The organism is Escherichia sp. MOD1-EC6098, assembly GCF_002965865.1.
Lineage (GTDB): Bacteria > Pseudomonadota > Gammaproteobacteria > Enterobacterales > Enterobacteriaceae > Escherichia > Escherichia marmotae.
Genome location: NZ_PTSN01000014.1, coordinates 44,748 through 59,733, shown reverse-complemented (window position 1 = coordinate 59,733; position 14,986 = coordinate 44,748). Strand labels below are relative to the sequence as shown.

Genomic DNA, 14,986 nt, shown 5'->3' with positions numbered 1-14,986 from the left:
AAAATGGCGCACATTGTGCGCCATTTTTTTTGCCTGCTAATGACTGCTATTGCATCGCGCGTAACATATTTCCCTGCTCAGGCTCGCCATTCTGCGCTGACTCAACTGCGGACGCATTGCTGGCTGCGGGCGTCGCTCCGTTGCTCACCGCAACCGGATACCCTGCCCGACGATATAATGCTTTATCAACTAGCGTCTGATCTACCGCCTTATTATCTTTGAATTGTGTAAAACCAACGGGCAGTTTATACGGCATCGTCTGAACGTTCTGCTGTTCCTCTGCCGATAGCGGTCGATGCACTTCCACATAACGCATTCCGTTCGGTTCTACGGAGTATTTCACCGGCTCATTGATCACTTTAACCGGCGTTCCCGTTCTCACGCTGGAGAACAACGCTTTAATATCCGGCGCATTCATACGAATACAGCCCGAACTGACGCGCAAACCAACGCTGTCCGGCGCGCTGGTGCCATGAATGAGATACTCGCCATTACCATGCGCCAGGCGCAGTGCGTAGCGTCCTAGTGGGTTATTTGGCCCAGCGGGTACAACTGGCGGTAATTTGATGCCTCGCTCCAGTGAGCGTTGACGAATACCTGCAGTTGGCGTCCAGGTAGGATTCGGGATTTTTTGCCCTACCCGTGTTTCCATCACCGGCGTTTCCAGTCCCTGCAAACCAATTCCTATCGGGTAGACCTGTACGATATTTTCTCCCGGCGGATAATAATAAAGTCGCAGCTCAGCAAGGTTAACAATAATTCCCTGACGCGGCGCATCAGGTAATAACAATTGCGAAGGGATGGTTATCATCGTGCCAGGTTTTGGTACTGGTGCAATGGTGTTATTGGCTTCAAGGATCAACATTGCCGCAGTATCAAAACGTCGTGCGATAGCCTGAAGGTTTTTATCCCCCTCTTGAACCGTATAGGTTTGATTCTGCCCAACCAGTCGGCTTCCGGTTGGTGGAAGCGGATAATCTACCGCCCAGGCCGCGTGGATGGCGCTAAAAGCACCGATAAGAGTCAGTGTAAGCAGAGACGCGCGTTTCATTGTAAACCTCCTGTATTTGCCGGAGACTCACGCTGAGACGTCGGATGGTGCTTTTGCTTACCTGAAGCCAAAACACTCCTGTGCTGACCAGAGTAAACATCGACCATCCGGCAATGTGAGTCATCCGGATGAAAGCTGTTCTTTTAGTTTAGCTAAGTGCAGCGGCTTTGGCGCGAATTGCACGAATCATCGCTTCCAGACCTTGTGAGCGAGACGGGGTGAGATGTTGGGTGAGCGCCATTTTTTCAAACCACGGACGCACGTCAAAATTAATAATATCCTGCGGCGTCATCTGGTCGTAGAGAATAAAGACGACCGCGATAAGCCCTTTCACAATGGCGGCATCGCTGTCGCCCTGTAATTCAATAATTCCCTGCGCATTCTGGCGCATCACAATCCACACCTGACTCTGGCAGCCCTGAATGCTATTTTGCGGGCTTCTGTCTTCGTCACGTAATTCAGGCAGACGCTGGCCCAGCTCAATAATGTAGAGGTATTTTTCTTCCCAGTTGGTGCAACGTAAAAAATTACGCAGCAATTTTTCTTTATCTGGCAACACAGCCATAGAGCCTCCCTGTTATCCCAGCAGACGGTGAATACGTTGTAATCCTGTTACCAGACGATCCACTTCTTCATGGGTGTTATACATAGCCAACGATGCCCGACACATAGCGGGCACGTTGTAATACGCCATTAATGGCATCGCGCAGTGATGACCGGTACGCACAGCAATGCCATAGTTATCAAGAAAACTGCCGACGTCATAGGCATGATGTTTACCGAGATTAAAGGCAATAACGCCAAGTCTGTTCTGTGGGCCATAGAGAGTAAGATCCGGCACTGCTGCCAGTTGTGACAGCGCGTAATGCATCAGATTCTGTTCATACTCAGCAATGTGCTTAAGCCCCAGCGCCGAAACATATTCCAGCGCCGCGCCAAGTCCAATAATGCCGCCGGTATTGGGCGTACCTGCTTCAAACCGCCACGGCGCTTTGGCCCAGGTGGTGCCTTCGCTAAGACTAACGGTGGCGATCATTGATCCGCCCCCTTCCCACGGCGGCATCTCCTGCAACAAGGCTTCTTTAACATAAAGAATGCCAATCCCGGTGGGACCATACAGTTTATGCCCGGAGAAAACGTAGAAATCGCAATCCAGCGCCTGCATATCCACCGGATGATGCATCACTGCCTGAGCGCCATCCACCAGCACTTTTGCGCCATGCTGATGCGCAAGAGCAATCATTTCCGGTAGCGGATTTTCCGTCCCCAGCACATTAGACACGTGAGTAATCGCCAGCAGACGGGTTTTCTCATCGAACAGATTAGGCAGCGTCTCCAGTTGCAGCGTACCATCGGGGTTGAGGGGGATCACCCGCAACTCTGCACCAACGCGCGCACAAAGCATTTGCCAGGGAACGATGTTAGCGTGGTGCTCCATCTGACTGATAATGATGTTATCGCCCGCCCGCACGTTGCTGTTGCCCCAGCTATTGGCCACCAGATTGATGCCTTCCGTTGTACCGCGAACGAACACCAGTTCTTCCGCCGAGCGGGCATTGATAAACAGCGACGCCCGCTTGCGCACGTTCTCCATTTTCTCGGTCGCCTGGGCGCTCAACGTATGAATACCGCGATGCACCGCCGCATAGCCGTGACGATAGAACCCGGCTTCAGCGTCAATCACCTGGCTCGGTTTCTGCGCGCTGGCGGCGCTGTCGAGATAAGCCAGCGGCAGACCGTTCACCTCACGCGAAAGCACCGGAAAGTCGGCCCGCACTTTGTCGACGGAAAAAGTCATCTTGCACCTCCCGGCAGCCGTTGACCGATACGGGCCAGCACCTGCTGTTTAAGCCCCTCATCACGCAATGCTTCTGTCAGTTCAGCAGCAAAGGCGTAGATAATCATCTGCAGGGCATCCTGCTGATTGATCCCGCGCGAACGCAGATAGAACATCTGTTCGTCATTGATGCGCCCGACCGTTGCGCCGTGGCTACATTTCACATCATCAGCATAGATTTCCAGTTGCGGTTTGGTATCCACTTCCGCCAGCTTGCCCATCAACAGATTATTGTTGGTCATCTGGCCGTCAGTTTTAATGGCGTGCTGCGCGACGTTAATCAAACCATTAAATACCGCGCGCCCTTTGTCGCTGACGATGGTTTTGTGCACCTGACGGCTGTTACAAAACCCTTTATTATGTTCAAGCCAGGTGCGGGTATCACATACCTCGTTTTTCACCGGCATCGCCAGGCTATTAATACGTAACGTGCTGTTTTCGCCATTGAGTTGCGTACTGGTGTTATGGCGTAAAACAACGCCACCAAGCAGGAAGCTGTGGCTAAATACGGAGGCATCGCCCGCCAGCAGCAAATCGTTATGTGCAAAGTGGTGGCTTACAGGATTTTCAAACGCGAGCTTGATATGCTGCAAGTGGGCGTTCGCGGCAACGTTGATAGTGAACCGCGCTCCGGTAAAATGACGAGCGTCATTCAGGCTGACAAAATGTTCAATCACCGTGGCTTCGGCACCTTCCGCCAGATCCAGATGATGCCGATAGTGGGCGGTGTTCACTTCTTCACCTGCCACGCCCTGGGTAATATGCATTAACAGCAATGGCTTCGCGGGCCGTTGACCGCGCTTCACGGCAATATGTGTCACGCTTTGTGCCAGGCTTTCCGTCAGATGCAGAAACACTTCCGGCTGTATGGCATCAGGCAGTCCCTGACGTTCGTCGTTAATACTCACCTCATAGCCGCTGCCTTCGGTCGTATCGCTAAGTGATGGCACGTAGCGTCCATCGACAAACACCAGCCGCACGGCGTCTAAAGTGAGTGCTAAAGCATCTCGCTGTTGCGGGGATATCTCACCCGCAATGCTGACAAACTGGCTATTGGTCAGCCCTTCCAGTGGCGTATATTTCCAGTGCTCATGTTTACGTGTCGGCAGTCCGGTACGCAGCAGTTGTTGTAAATGCTGCTGTGCTTGCGGGGAGCGTTTCGCCCCTCCGACCTCAAACAAGTGATGCCACTGTTGCAGCATGTTACTGCTGTTCGCTAAGCCAGCCATAACCCTGCTCCTCCAGTTGTTTGACCAACGTGAAATCACCGGATTTCACAATTCGCCCCTGATACAAAACATGGACATAATCAGGTTTGATGTAATCAAGAATGCGCTGGTAATGCGTAACGATGATGAACGAGCGTTTGCCATCACGCAGCGAGTTCACACCATCAGCAACCACTTTTAATGCGTCAATATCCAGCCCGGAGTCCGACTCATCAAGAATACACAGTTCCGGCTCCAGCACGGCCATTTGCAAAATATCGTTGCGCTTTTTCTCGCCCCCGGAAAACCCAACGTTAACCGAACGGGTTAATAAATCTTCCGGCATTTTCAGCAGGGCGATTTTCTCTTCCATCAAATCCTGAAAATCGAAGCGGTCGAGTGTTTCCTGGCCGCGATAGCTGCGCACCGCATTGAGCGCCGTTTGCAGGAAAAACTGGTTACTGACGCCAGGGATTTCCACCGGATACTGGAAGGCCATAAAGATACCTTCACCTGCACGATCTTCCGGCGACAACTCAAGCAAATCTTTGCCTTTAAACTCAACCGCCCCCCCCGTCACTTCATAATCTTCGCGCCCGGCAAGCGTTGCCGATAAGGTACTTTTCCCCGAACCGTTTGGCCCCATAATGGCGTGAACTTCACCTGGACGAACGTCGAGGCTTAATCCGCGCAGGATAGCTTTATCTTCCACGCTGACGTGTAAATCTTTAATACTTAACATATTTATTCCTTATCCGACGCTATGTTCAAGACTGATGGCGAGGAGTTTTTGTGCTTCAACGGCAAATTCCAGCGGCAGTTCAGAGAACACATCTTTGCAGAAACCGTTAACAATCATCGAGATGGCGTCCTCTTCACTGATCCCGCGTTGCAGGCAATAAAACAACTGATCTTCGCCAATGCGCGACGTAGTCGCCTCGTGCTCCAGTTGCGCGCTGTTATTGCGACACTCGACATACGGGAAAGTATGCGCCCCGCAGTTAGCGCCAATCAGCATTGAGTCGCACTGAGTGAAATTGCGCGCATTGGTTGCCGTTGGCATGATTTTCACCAGGCCGCGATAACTGTTCTGGCTGTGCCCTGCGGAGATCCCTTTCGAGATAATGGTCGATTTGGTGTTCTTACCGATGTGGATCATCTTGGTGCCGGTATCAGCCTGCTGATGGCCACTGGTCAGCGCCACCGAGTAGAACTCACCGATTGAGTTATCGCCGCGCAGAATGCAGCTTGGGTATTTCCAGGTAATCGCTGAACCGGTTTCCGATTGCGTCCACGACATTTTACTGTTTTCTCCTTCACACAAGGCGCGCTTGGTGACGAAGTTGAGAATACCGCCAGTATTGTTATCGCCTGGGAACCAGTTTTGCACCGTGGAATATTTCACCTCGGCGTTTTTATGGATGATGACTTCCACCACCGCCGCGTGTAGCTGATAGCTATCTCGCACTGGTGCGGAGCAGCCTTCGATGTAGCTGACATAACTGTCTTCGTCGGCTATCAGAATAGTGCGCTCAAACTGCCCGGTTTTTTCTGCGTTAATACGGAAATAGGTCGAAAGTTCCATTGGGCAGCGCACACCTTTAGGTACATAAATAAACGTACCGTCGGAAGCTACTGCCGCATTGAGTGCGGCAAAGAAATTGTCATTACCTGGCACCACAGTGCCGAGATATTTCCTCACCAGTTCCGGGTGTTCATGAATCGCTTCGCCAAAGGAGCAGAAGATGATCCCTTGCTCTGCCAGTTTTTCACGGTAGGTGGTGGCAACCGAAACAGAATCGAAAATGGCATCCACCGCCACCTCTTTGCCTTCACGCACCGGTACGCCCAACTGCTCAAATGCCGCTTCCACCTCTTTACTTAAAAAAGCGTTCGCACCCGTTTGTTGCACGGCACCAGGTTCCGACGCACAAGTATCATCACAGTTACCGCACGATGGTGCCGAGTAATAGCTGTAATCCTGATAATTCAGCTTGTCATAGTGGCCTTTCAGCCAGTGCGGTTCTTCCATCTCCAGCCATGCGCGGTAGGCATTGAGCCGAAATTCCAGCATCCATTCTGGCTCATTACGCTTAGCCGAAATTGCGCGCACCACTTCTTCGTTTATGCCCTTAGCCAGCTCATCAGTAGCTAACTGGGTGAAGAATCCTTCTTTATAATTCAGTGGGCCGCCGGTCCAGGTTTTGACATCGTCAGTTGCTTCAGTATTACGAGACATAGTACCGCCTATACCCCAAAGCTTTCGCCACAGCCACATTCATTCTGGGCTTTCGGGTTGTGAAATTTGAATATCTGATTAAGTCCTTCGTGAACGAAATCGACTTCCGTGCCATCAATAAACGGCATCGCTTGCAGCGGGACGAACAACTTCGCGCCGTCGTGTTCAAACAGCAGATCGTCTTTGTCCGGCTCGCTGACGCTGTCGAGTACATAGCCAAAGCCCGCACAGCCCGTTTGTTTAACACCTAATCGCACGCCGACCATGCCCGACTGCTTCGCCACCAACTCACGGATGTGTGCTGCCGCTGCCGGTGTTAGCGTTAAGCCTTGCCAGGCGAAATCCTCCGGATTAAACGTTCCTGAATGCATGTCCATCGATTTACCTCACTTAAATCGCTTACCGCGGATAACAGCATGTTAGTGATAATGATTATCAGTTCAACCCAGCAAACGCAGGGGCTTTCCCATAAAACATGCTTTTTGCCTGCATTTAATAAGCATAGACCCTGATTTGTGGGTTAACAGGTACGCTAAGAATTAGGTATCTCATTGTTAGATAATGATTATTATAGAAATAGAGTTAAGGCGGTGATGGAAAAGGAAAAGTTGTATCGAAAATGACTATTTAAGGGATAGGTAAAAAAGTAGCGAGTTCAGAAATAAGAAAACCCTTAAGTCTGTTCGACACAGACTTAAGGGTTTCTACCCCATCCGGCGCTTATCTCCGGCACTCACAGTGGCTTAGCTCTTGAAGGGGCGATAAGAATAATCTCATAAGACCAGGCCACCGTTTTAACACAAACTGCGATTTGTATTCTTTTTAAGCGAGATCAAGCGGGTAAAATAAGCAGCATTAAGGAAGCCGTCGAGCCTGGACGGAGGTTAATCCAGGTCGATTTGGCGAGCTTTCGGCATTACACCACAATCAATGCACGCCCAGACGCCAGGCGAAGTAGATTTCTTCTTTTAATTCAGCAGAAGAGAGTGTGAGCAGGTCAGCGAATTCAAGTTCTAATTGTTTCAGTCGTTTGAGATATTGGGCAGGAGAAAGATTGCTCTGGTCACGGCGTAAAAATTCCATAGCCAGTTGGGTGGGATCAAGTTGAGTAGACATAGCATCCTCGTTTGTAGACAAGACCTGCACAGTATACCACCGTTTACTGCGCAGATAATAACCAAAAACAATATGCGTCACATTTTTCTGGTGACAACGTCACAAAATGGCGGTCGTCAATCGTGACGAACAGCACAAACGCTCTTTCTCATCGAAGATTTCAATCTGCCAGACCTGGTGCCTTGAACCGAGATGCAGCGGTTTGCAAACGCCGCGAACCCGCCCTTCTCGCGCCGACCGGACATGGTTGGCATTGATTTCCAGACCAACGACTTTTTGCTCGCCTTCGGTACATAAATAACCGGCAACGGAACCGATACTCTCAGCCAGAACCACAGACGCCCCGCCATGCAGCAACCCAAAAGGCTGCTTCGTCCGCTGATCTACTGGCATTGTCGCTTCCAGCGTGTCATCACCAATATGTTCAAAGCGAATATCCAGTAACCCCACCATGTTTCCTTCACCCATGACATTCAGCGCCTCAAGGGTGATTTTACGTTTCCATATCATTTAATAATCTCCAGTAATGCCTGCACAGGATGGCGTACCCCCGTGCCTTCAACCCGTTTTACCTGGCTTCGGCAGGAATATCCGGTTGCCAGGCAGCGATTACGCGGCAGTCGCTGCATCGCCTGATGCCAGGATAACTCATAGATCCCGAGCGAATTTTTATGATTTTTCGCTTCATGTCCGTAAGTCCCCGCCATGCCGCAGCAACCCACACTGACATTTTCCAGCTTCGCGCCAAAACGGGCAAATATCGTGGCCCACTGCGCTGGCGCACCCGGCAAGGCGGTGACTTCGGTACAGTGGCCAAAGAAATACCACGGCTCGCCACTAACCGCTGCCACCGGCTGTGGCTGAAGTGCGTTTGCCAGCCATTCATTTGCCAGTAAGACCTGAAAATCACCGCGCTCCTCGCCCAGCGTCAGCTTATATTCGTCGCGATAACAAAGCACCAGAGCTGGATCGACGCCCACCATTGGCATTCCCAGCTTCGCCATGCGGTTGAGGAAATCCGCCGTCTTTTTCGCTGTCTTTGCAAAACGATTGAGAAAGCCTTTGATATGCTGCGCTTTACCATTTGGTGAGAACGGCAGTAACACGGGCTGGAAACCTAATTTCTCGACCAGACGGACAAAATCCGCTACCACCTGTGCATCGTAATAACTGGTGAAAGGGTCTTGCACCACCAGCACCGTGCGTGCTTTCTGCTCAGCATTAAGCACTTCAAGCTGTTCCAGCGTCATGTTTGCCGAGCGATGCCCCACCATTTGTTGTTGCAACGACGGCACCGAAAGCAGCGGCAAGTCGACCATGCCGATATGTTTTTTCGACAGTTTGCGCACCAGCGGTTGGTTAATGAAGAAGTTAAACGTCTTCGGCGCTCGCGCCATTAGCGGCGCATAACTCTCGACCGTCGCCACCAGATGGTCACGCAGCGGGCGTAAATAACGGGTGTGATAAAGTTGCAGGAAACGAGAGCGGAACTCCGGCACATCAATTTTGATAGGGCACTGGGTTGAACAGGCTTTACAGGCCAGGCAGCCAGACATCGCCTCTTTGACTTCGTGGGAGAAGTCATACTCACCTTTATTGGCATGCCAGCTATTACGAGTGCGGGCAATCAACGTGCGCAAACTGGCTCGCGTTTCAGGCAGTTCTTGTTCCAGTTTTAATGGGTCAACACCACGGTCAGCCAGCAAACGCAACCATTCGCGCACCAGCGTCGCGCGCCCTTTCGGTGAATGGATACGATTCTGGGTTATCTTCATCGACGGGCACATTGGGCTACGAGCATCAAAGTTGAAGCATAAACCGTTGCCGTTACATTCCATTGCCCCGCGCCACTGCTGACGAACTGCGATAGGGATCTGCCGGTCAAACGTACCGCGTTTCACCGCGTCCACTTTCATCATCGGCGCGTCGATACCTTCTGGCGGACAAATTTTCCCCGGATTAAGCCGATTATGCGGATCAAACGCCGCTTTAACTTTGCGCAGTTCAGCGAAAAGTTCCTCACCGAAAAACGCCGGGCTGTATTCGGCACGAAAACCTTTACCGTGCTCCCCCCACAACAAACCACCGTATTTCGCGGTAAGCGCCACCACGTCATCAGAGATTTGTTTCATCAAAATCTCTTGTTGCGGATCGCACATATCCAGCGCCGGACGGACGTGCAAGACCCCCGCATCGACGTGGCCAAACATGCCATAGCTTAAACCGTGACTGTCGAGCAGTGCGCGAAATTCAGCAATATAATCCGCCAGATGTTCCGGCGGTACGCAGGTATCTTCGGCAAATGGGATCGGTTTGGCTGCCCCTTTAGCATTGCCAAGCAGGCCAACAGCTTTTTTACGCATCGCATAAATGCGCTCGACTCCAGCCAGCTCACAACACACCTGCCAGCCGATCACGCCCGCTTGCTGGCTGGCGATCAGCTCATCCAGCCGCGCACAGAGTGCGTCTACCCGCTCGTCGATCAACGCCTCATCGTCCCCGGCAAATTCAACAATGTTCAGCCCGAGCATCTCTTTGTCGGGCACATCGGTAATCAGTTCGCTAACGGAATGCCAGACGATATCTTCCCGCGCCAGATTCAGCACTTTAGAGTCCACCGTCTCTACTGAAAGCGCGCGCGCCTCAACCATAAACGGCGCATTACGCAGCGCGGAGTCAAAAGAGTCATATTTGACATTCACCAGACGGCGCACTTTAGGCAAACGAGTAATATCCAGTCGCGCTTCGGTAATAAAGGCCAGCGTCCCTTCTGAACCCGTCAGAATACGAGTCAGGTCGAACTCGGTCATCTCATCGTTAAAGACATGGCGCAGATCGTAACCGGTAAGAAAACGGTTAAGTTTGGGGAACTTGTCGATAATTAACTGCCGCTGCTGGCGGCAGCGTTGATAAACCGTTTTATAGATACGCCCGATAGCGGTGTTGGTTTTACCCAGCGTTTCAGCCAGTTCTACGGGTAAAGGTTGCGTATCGAGAATATCGCCCCCCAACAACACCGCCCGCACGCCCAGCACGTGATCTGACGTTTTGCCATAGACCAGCGATCCCTGACCGGAAGCATCGGTATTAATCATCCCGCCGAGCGTTGCCCGGTTGCTGGTCGAAAGTTCCGGTGCAAAGAAATATCCGAACGGTTTCAGATACTGGTTAAGTTGATCTTTAATCACCCCAGCTTCAACGCGCACCCAGCCCTCTTCAGGATTAATTTCGATGATGCGGTTCATATGGCGAGACATATCAACAATAATCCCCTGGTTGAGCGCCTGACCGTTAGTGCCGGTGCCACCGCCGCGTGGGGTGAAGATCAGCGATGAATAGCGTTCCTGCGCAGCCAGACGGGCGATTAACGCCACATCTGCGGTTGAACGTGGAAATACCACCGCATCGGGGAGAAGTTGGTAAATGCTGTTGTCGGTCGACATTGTCAGACGATCGGCATAACTTGTCGCCGTATCGCCAGTAAAACCCTGTTGCTCCAGCTCTTGCAAAAAATTAAGCACCAGTTGAACGACGCCGGGTGCCTGGGAAATCTGTGGAATCATTATATTGACCCTTTCCTGCGGTCTGTGATGAGAGATTAATCGTTTGCGTGTTATGTCACTTGTTGTACCACATTTTTTTCTTACACGCCCATCAGAATTAAGGGCAGAATCGGCCTGTTAAAAACCGCTGAAATTGCTCATCATTATGCAGGTGAGTTTCACGTGTTCACGTCGCGTCGACGATTTGACGCACAAAAAAGGTGAAAAGTAGTTATGGTAAATGTTCGTCAGCCCAGGGATGTCGCACAAATTCTGCTTTCGGTGCTGTTTTTAGCCATCATGATTGTGGCATGTCTGTGGATTGTTCAACCCTTTATTCTCGGCTTTGCATGGGCCGGTACGGTGGTTATCGCCACCTGGCCGGTATTGTTACGTTTGCAAAAAATCATGTTTGGCCGCCGCTCTCTCGCCGTTCTGGTAATGACGCTGTTGTTGGTGATGGTGTTTATCATCCCTATTGCCTTACTGGTTAACAGTATTGTCGATGGCAGCGGTCCGGTAATTAAAGCCATTTCCAGCGGTGACATGGCGTTACCCGATTTAGCGTGGCTTAATACCATTCCGGTGATTGGCGCGAAGCTGTATGCAGGCTGGCACAATTTGCTGGATATGGGGGGGACGGCGATCATGGCGAAAGTCCGTCCTTATATTGGCACCACCACCACCTGGTTCGTCGGACAAGCGGCACATATTGGTCGCTTTATGGTGCATTGTGCGCTGATGCTGTTATTCAGCGCCCTGTTGTACTGGCGCGGTGAACAGGTAGCGCAAGGTATTCGCCATTTTGCGACTCGTCTGGCAGGCGCTCGCGGTGATGCCGCTGTACTGCTGGCGGCGCAGGCTATCCGCGCAGTAGCGCTGGGCGTTGTGGTGACTGCGTTAGTACAAGCCGTTCTTGGTGGGATCGGTCTGGCCGTTTCCGGCGTTCCTTACGCCACGCTGCTGACGGTATTAATGATCCTCTCCTGCCTTGTCCAGCTTGGTCCGTTGCCGGTGTTGATTCCAGCGATCATCTGGCTTTACTGGACCGGCGATACCACCTGGGGCACGGTATTGTTAGTGTGGAGTGGCGTGGTCGGCACACTGGATAACGTTATTCGCCCGATGTTAATTCGCATGGGAGCAGATTTACCGCTCATCCTCATCCTCTCCGGGGTCATCGGTGGTTTGATTGCCTTCGGTATGATCGGCTTGTTTATTGGTCCGGTACTTCTGGCTGTTTCCTGGCGTCTGTTTGCCGCGTGGGTGGAAGAAGTCCCGCCGCCGACTGACCAGCCGGAGGAAATTATCGAAGAACTGGGCGAAATTGAAAAAACGAATAAGTAAATCTCTCATCAGGCGGCTTTGCCGCCTGATTGTTAATCAGGGCTAATTAATATTTCCTTTTTTTCATTCATCCTCTTGCTTACTGCCATTCAGCAACGCTTACCTGTCGCAAATCCTTTACAGTTTTTAAACTAATGAGACGAATCTGATCGACGCAAAAAGTCCGTATGCCTACTATTAGCTCACGGTTATAAATCAACATATTGATTTATAAGCATGGAATCCCCTGAGTGAAAAACGAATTGCTGTGTGTAGTCTTTGCCCATCTCCCATGATGGGCTTTTTTTTAACACTTTTTCGCCCCAACAACTCGCCTCTCGATATCTCCAGGAATATTGCACAAGATACTGTGATTCTCTTCAAGCCGTTAGCTGGCTGATAGTGTTATTTATATTTTATCCTTTTATTCATGCAGCCATTACACAATGAACGCTTATGAACTCCAGGCACTACGCCATATTTTTGCCATGACTATTGATGAATGCGCGACCTGGATTGCCCTGACGGGTGACAGTGAAAGCTGGAAACAGTGGGAAGACGGCAAACGCGCCATTCCTGATCGCGTTGTTGAACACTTCTGGCTATGCGTCAGCAAAGAAAAAAACATCTTCACGCTATCATAAAGAAAATAAATAACCGCATCGGCAATAATACCATGCGTTCCTTCCCTGACTTAACTGCGTTTCAACGTGTCTACCCTGATGGCAATTTTATTGACTGGAAGATTTATCAATCGGTAGCCGCTGAATTATATGCGCACGACCTTGAGCGTCTTTGTTGATATTTTAACGGGAATCAATAGCCATTATTACAAGAATAATGACCGGATATTGACGCAACATCGCCACACTTTTTAAAGCAAAATTGCTAAGTGGAACTTATGAAAATGCTGTTTTTATTTGATATTCCTGCCTGCCCGAATTTAACCCTCGCTTACTGTCTGGCAGTGTGCGTCGGTATCGCCAACTCAGCACTGGATACTGGTGGCTACCCCCGCACTGATGGAATGTTTCCCGAAAGCCTCCGGTTCAGCGGTAATTCTGGTTAAAGCGATGATCTCATTCGGGCAAATGTTCTATCCAATGCTGGTGAGTTATATGCTGCTGAATAACATCTGGTACGGCTATGGGTTAATTATCCCAGGCATATTATTTGTACTTATTACATTGATGCTATTGAAAAGCAAATTCCCCAGCCAACGGGTTGATGCTGGCGTTGCCGGAGAATTACCGCAAATGAACAGCAAACCGTTAGTCTGGCTGGAAGGTGTTTCATCGGTAGTGTTCGGTGTCGCGGCATTCTTGACCTTTTATGTGATAGTGGTGTGGATGCCCAAATATGCGATGGCATTTGCCGGTATGTCGGAGGCCGAGGCTTTAAAAACCGTATGGGTTCGCTGGTCTGTGTCTTTATCTTTGCTGCACTACTGAAAAAATGGTACGCCCCATCTGGGCTAATGTTTTTAACTCTGCGCTGGCAACGATCACTGCCGCCATTATCTATCTCTACCCTTCTCCGCTGGTGTGTAATGCCGGAGCCTTTGTTATCGGTTTCTCTGCTGCTGGCGGTATTTTACAGCTCGGTGTTTCGGTCATGTCAGAGTTCTTCCCAAAAAGCAAAGCCAAAGTCACCAGTATTTATATGATGATGGGGGGATTGGCTAACTTTGTTATTCCACTGATTACCGGTTATCTGTCGAATATCGGCCTGCAATATATCATCGTTCTCGATTTCACTTTTGCTCTGCTGGCTCTGGTGTTAATTATGGATGTTACGGCTAAATATGAATTAATTGGGCTGATGGCTTATCCTATCCGCCATAGCTTATCGCCTGAAATGCAGAATAAAGCCTTAGAAAAAGCGGGATTGCCATTTACCTATATGGCCTTTGAGGTGGATAACGACAGCTTTGCCGGTGCAATTGAAGGATTAAAAGCCTTGAAAATGCGCGGAACCGGTGTGTCGATGCCAAACAAACAACTGGCGTGTGAATATGTTGATGAATTAACGCCAGCGGCAAAACTGGTGGGGACGATCAATACCATCGTCAATGATGACGGCTACCTGCGCGGCTATAACACTGACGGCACGGGTCATATTCGCGCTATTAAAGAGAGCGGTTTTGATATCAAAGGCAAAACTATGGTGCTTTTAGGTGCCGGTGGCGCATCAACGGCAATTGGCGCTCAGGGTGCAATTGAAGGTTTAAAAGAAATTAAACTCTTTAACCGTCGGGATGAGTTTTTCGATAAAGCCCTCGCCTTCGCGCAACGGGTTAATGAAAACACCGATTGTGTCGTAACAGTCACCGATCTTGCCGACCAGCAAGCCTTTGCTGAAGCGCTGGCTTCTGCCGACATTTTAACCAACGGCACAAAAGTAGGAATGAAACCCCTTAAGAATGAGTCTTTAGTTAATGATATCAGTTTGTTACATCCAGGACTTCTGGTCACTGAATGCGTGTATAACCCGCATATGACGAAGTTATTACAGCAGGCGCAACAAGCAGGTTGCAAAACGATTGATGGATACGGCATGTTGTTGTGGCAAGGGGCTGAACAGTTCACGTTATGGACTGGCAAAGATTTCCCTCTGGAATACGTTAAACAGGTCATGGGGTTCGACGCCTGACAGGCTGACCGCGTG

General features: G+C 50.4%; 12 protein-coding genes, 1 other RNA gene and 2 pseudogenes. 5 read left to right on the top strand and 10 right to left on the bottom strand.

Annotated features, from left to right (window positions below; all coding sequences use genetic code 11):
• Window positions 1-46 precede the first annotated feature (46 nt).
• The 10 genes from ldtE to ydiJ all read right to left on the bottom strand — a co-directional run bounded on the left by ldtE (window position 47) and on the right by ydiJ (window position 11,014).
• Window positions 47-1,051 (bottom strand): L,D-transpeptidase LdtE, encoded by a 1,005-nt coding sequence (gene ldtE / locus C0K55_RS15300; protein WP_105266085.1) that lies wholly within the window; start codon window positions 1,049-1,051, stop codon window positions 47-49.
• 148 nt (window positions 1,052-1,199) lie between these two features.
• Complete coding sequence (gene sufE, locus C0K55_RS15295) at window positions 1,200-1,616, bottom strand: cysteine desulfuration protein SufE (RefSeq protein WP_001516323.1); 417 nt, start codon at window positions 1,614-1,616, stop codon at window positions 1,200-1,202.
• 12 nt (window positions 1,617-1,628) lie between these two features.
• A complete protein-coding gene (sufS, locus tag C0K55_RS15290) occupies window positions 1,629-2,849 on the bottom strand; it encodes a cysteine desulfurase SufS (RefSeq protein WP_000144599.1) in 1,221 nt (406 codons plus the stop codon).
• A complete protein-coding gene (gene sufD / locus C0K55_RS15285) occupies window positions 2,846-4,117 on the bottom strand; it encodes a Fe-S cluster assembly protein SufD (RefSeq protein ID WP_105266087.1) in 1,272 nt (423 codons plus the stop codon). The genes sufS and sufD overlap by 4 nt, the downstream gene beginning before the upstream one ends.
• Window positions 4,092-4,838, bottom strand: a complete 747-nt coding sequence (gene sufC, locus C0K55_RS15280; RefSeq protein ID WP_105266088.1) for a Fe-S cluster assembly ATPase SufC — start codon at window positions 4,836-4,838, stop codon at window positions 4,092-4,094. The genes sufD and sufC overlap by 26 nt, the downstream gene beginning before the upstream one ends.
• A 9-nt stretch (window positions 4,839-4,847) precedes the next feature.
• Complete coding sequence (sufB, locus tag C0K55_RS15275; RefSeq protein ID WP_001516322.1) at window positions 4,848-6,335, bottom strand: Fe-S cluster assembly protein SufB; 1,488 nt, start codon at window positions 6,333-6,335, stop codon at window positions 4,848-4,850.
• An 8-nt stretch (window positions 6,336-6,343) separates the two neighbouring features.
• Complete coding sequence (sufA, locus tag C0K55_RS15270; protein ID WP_000367150.1) at window positions 6,344-6,712, bottom strand: Fe-S cluster assembly scaffold SufA; 369 nt, start codon at window positions 6,710-6,712, stop codon at window positions 6,344-6,346.
• Between the two features lie 550 nt (window positions 6,713-7,262).
• Window positions 7,263-7,451 carry a YdiH family protein gene (locus C0K55_RS15265; RefSeq protein WP_001516321.1) on the bottom strand — a complete coding sequence of 63 codons (189 nt, stop codon included), beginning with the start codon at window positions 7,449-7,451 and terminating at the stop codon, window positions 7,263-7,265.
• A 99-nt stretch (window positions 7,452-7,550) separates the two neighbouring features.
• Window positions 7,551-7,961 carry a 1,4-dihydroxy-2-naphthoyl-CoA hydrolase gene (gene menI / locus C0K55_RS15260; protein WP_000637992.1) on the bottom strand — a complete coding sequence of 137 codons (411 nt, stop codon included), beginning with the start codon at window positions 7,959-7,961 and terminating at the stop codon, window positions 7,551-7,553.
• The gene (ydiJ, locus tag C0K55_RS15255) at window positions 7,958-11,014 is read right to left on the bottom strand and encodes a D-2-hydroxyglutarate dehydrogenase YdiJ (protein WP_000613014.1); all 3,057 of its coding nucleotides are present in this window, start codon (window positions 11,012-11,014) and stop codon (window positions 7,958-7,960) included. Before ydiJ ends, menI begins: the two co-directional genes overlap by 4 nt.
• Before the next feature lie 213 nt (window positions 11,015-11,227).
• Here ydiJ and ydiK point away from each other — a divergent pair, with 213 nt between their 5' ends.
• From ydiK to ydiB, 5 genes and pseudogenes are all read left to right on the top strand, one after another.
• Window positions 11,228-12,340: an AI-2E family transporter YdiK gene (gene ydiK, locus C0K55_RS15250; RefSeq protein WP_016248667.1), complete on the top strand. Its 1,113-nt coding sequence runs from the start codon at window positions 11,228-11,230 to the stop codon at window positions 12,338-12,340.
• 184 nt (window positions 12,341-12,524) lie between these two features.
• Window positions 12,525-12,630: antisense sRNA RprA (gene rprA / locus C0K55_RS15245), an RNA gene on the top strand.
• 135 nt (window positions 12,631-12,765) lie between these two features.
• A pseudogene (locus C0K55_RS26210) lies at window positions 12,766-13,121 on the top strand (YdiL family protein).
• Between the two features lie 96 nt (window positions 13,122-13,217).
• Window positions 13,218-14,125, top strand: a pseudogene (locus C0K55_RS15230) (MFS transporter); the annotation flags it as partial.
• Window positions 14,105-14,971: a quinate/shikimate dehydrogenase gene (gene ydiB / locus C0K55_RS15225; RefSeq protein ID WP_105266094.1), complete on the top strand. Its 867-nt coding sequence runs from the start codon at window positions 14,105-14,107 to the stop codon at window positions 14,969-14,971. The pseudogene C0K55_RS15230 and the gene ydiB, both read left to right, overlap by 21 nt.
• Window positions 14,972-14,986: the final 15 nt, after the last annotated feature.

Excerpts from the sequence above, each read along its gene's own strand:
- ldtE (WP_105266085.1), bottom strand. The coding sequence starts at position 1,051 with ATGAAACGCGCGTCTCTGCTTACACTGACTCTTATCGGTGCTTTTAGC.
- sufE (WP_001516323.1), bottom strand. The coding sequence starts at position 1,616 with ATGGCTGTGTTGCCAGATAAAGAAAAATTGCTGCGTAATTTTTTACGT.
- sufS (WP_000144599.1), bottom strand. The coding sequence starts at position 2,849 with ATGACTTTTTCCGTCGACAAAGTGCGGGCCGACTTTCCGGTGCTTTCG.
- sufD (WP_105266087.1), bottom strand. The coding sequence starts at position 4,117 with ATGGCTGGCTTAGCGAACAGCAGTAACATGCTGCAACAGTGGCATCAC.
- sufC (WP_105266088.1), bottom strand. The coding sequence starts at position 4,838 with ATGTTAAGTATTAAAGATTTACACGTCAGCGTGGAAGATAAAGCTATC.
- sufB (WP_001516322.1), bottom strand. The coding sequence starts at position 6,335 with ATGTCTCGTAATACTGAAGCAACTGACGATGTCAAAACCTGGACCGGC.
- sufA (WP_000367150.1), bottom strand. The coding sequence starts at position 6,712 with ATGGACATGCATTCAGGAACGTTTAATCCGGAGGATTTCGCCTGGCAA.
- C0K55_RS15265 (WP_001516321.1), bottom strand. The coding sequence starts at position 7,451 with ATGTCTACTCAACTTGATCCCACCCAACTGGCTATGGAATTTTTACGC.
- menI (WP_000637992.1), bottom strand. The coding sequence starts at position 7,961 with ATGATATGGAAACGTAAAATCACCCTTGAGGCGCTGAATGTCATGGGT.
- ydiJ (WP_000613014.1), bottom strand. The coding sequence starts at position 11,014 with ATGATTCCACAGATTTCCCAGGCACCCGGCGTCGTTCAACTGGTGCTT.
- ydiK (WP_016248667.1), top strand. The coding sequence starts at position 11,228 with ATGGTAAATGTTCGTCAGCCCAGGGATGTCGCACAAATTCTGCTTTCG.
- ydiB (WP_105266094.1), top strand. The coding sequence starts at position 14,105 with ATGGATGTTACGGCTAAATATGAATTAATTGGGCTGATGGCTTATCCT.